Raw genomic sequence first — 1,549 nt, forward strand, 5'->3', positions numbered from 1 at the left:
CGCGTACGCGGTCGCCGCGCTCAGCCGCTCGGCCGGGGTCGCGTCGCGCACGGCGGCCGGATCGGCGTCCCACTCCCGTCCGCCGCCGTACGGGCGCAGCTGGACGTAGGGCCCCTCGTGTCCCATGACGATGCCCACTCTCCCGGTCCGGGTGTCCACGGCGACCGATCCGACAGTCGGCTTCATCGCACTCCTCGCACCCGAACAACTCCGGCGACCAACGGCACCGACCACGATTCCCTCAAGGTGTCCTCCGCCTCCGAGCAGTGTGCCCACACCTGGCTCCCCTCCCCTTTCGGGTTTCACGCTTCTCCTCTCCGGGGTGCCCCGCTCCGCCTACACTCGGCAGGAGTCTGTCGACCACGAGTGGTATCGGGAGCGGCCACAAGTGCGTTGCGGGCAGAGGGCGTTGGCCATGGCCAACTGTTCGAGCGGGAGGCCGTCGCCTAGCCCACGGACACAAGTCCCGCCTCATAGGCGAGGATCACCAGCTGGACCCGGTCCCTCGCGTCCAGCTTGGTGAAGAGCCGGGTCAGGTAGGTCTTCACCGTGGCGACGCTGATGCAGAGCTCGGCCGCGATCTCCGTGTTCGACAGCCCCGAGCCGACCAGGGTCAGCACCTCGCGTTCCCGGTCCGTGATGCCCCTCAACTCCCGGCGGGCACGGGCCTGTTCGGGCCGGGACGAGGCGAAGTGCCGGATCAGGCGCCGGGTCACGCTGGGGGCGATCAGGGCGTCCCCGGCGGCCACCACCCGTACCGCGCCGATGATGTCGTCCAGGGCCATGTCCTTGACCAGGAACCCGGACGCGCCCGCGCGCAGCGCGCCGTAGACGTGATCGTCGTCGTCGAAGGTGGTGAGGACCAGGACCCGGGCCGCCGCCGAACTCTCCGACGGATCGGTGGTGATCCCGCGGGTGGCCTCGATGCCGTCCATCCCGGGCATACGGATGTCCATCACCACCACGTCCGGGGCGAGTTCGGCCGTCAGCCGCACCGCCTCGGCCCCGGTGCTCGCCTCCCCGACGACCTCCATGTCGTCGATGTCGGCCATCACCATCCGCAGTGCCGTACGGATGAGCTGCTGGTCGTCGGCGAGGAGCACGCGGACGGGCCCGCTCATCGCGCCACCGCCACCGTCGCCGGTGCCGGAAGGCGGACCGCGACCCGGAAGCCGCCCTCGGGACGCGGTGCCGCCGTGAACTCCCCGTGCAGCAGCGCCACTCGCTCCCGCATACCGGCCAGCCCGAAGCCGGTGCCGGTACCTGTCTCATGTCCGCGTCCGTCGTCCGTGACCTCCAGGGCGAGTTCGTCGTCCCGGTAGTCGACGGTGACCCGACAGGCGCGGGTGCCCGCGTGCCGTACGACGTTGGTGACGGACTCCTGGACGATACGGAACGCCGACAGGTCGATGTCGGGCGGGAGTTGACGCGGTTCACCGCGGCGCCGCACCTCGACCCGCACCCCCGCCGCCGTGGTCGTCGCGGCGAGCCGGTCGATGTCGCCGAGGCCGGCGGCCACGACGGGGACCTCGCTGTCGGCCGCCCGCAG

The 1,549-nt window shown here is 71.5% G+C and carries 3 protein-coding genes; all 3 read right to left on the reverse strand.

What is annotated here, in order from left to right; all coding sequences use genetic code 11:
• A partial coding sequence (locus R6V09_RS52790; protein ID WP_317888503.1) for a hypothetical protein occupies window positions 1–186 on the reverse strand: 186 nt, incomplete at its 3' end.
• Window positions 187–446: 260 nt separating this feature from the next.
• A complete protein-coding gene (locus R6V09_RS52795; protein WP_317888504.1) occupies window positions 447–1,121 on the reverse strand; it encodes a response regulator transcription factor in 675 nt (224 codons plus the stop codon).
• Window positions 1,118–1,549: sensor histidine kinase (locus tag R6V09_RS52800; RefSeq protein WP_317888505.1), on the reverse strand; the 432-nt coding region annotated here is incomplete at its 5' end. The genes R6V09_RS52795 and R6V09_RS52800, both read right to left, overlap by 4 nt.

This window comes from Streptomyces sp. W16, assembly GCF_033194735.1.
Lineage (GTDB): Bacteria > Actinomycetota > Actinomycetes > Streptomycetales > Streptomycetaceae > Streptomyces.

Excerpts from the sequence above, each read along its gene's own strand:
- R6V09_RS52795 (WP_317888504.1), bottom strand. The coding sequence starts at position 1,121 with ATGAGCGGGCCCGTCCGCGTGCTCCTCGCCGACGACCAGCAGCTCATC.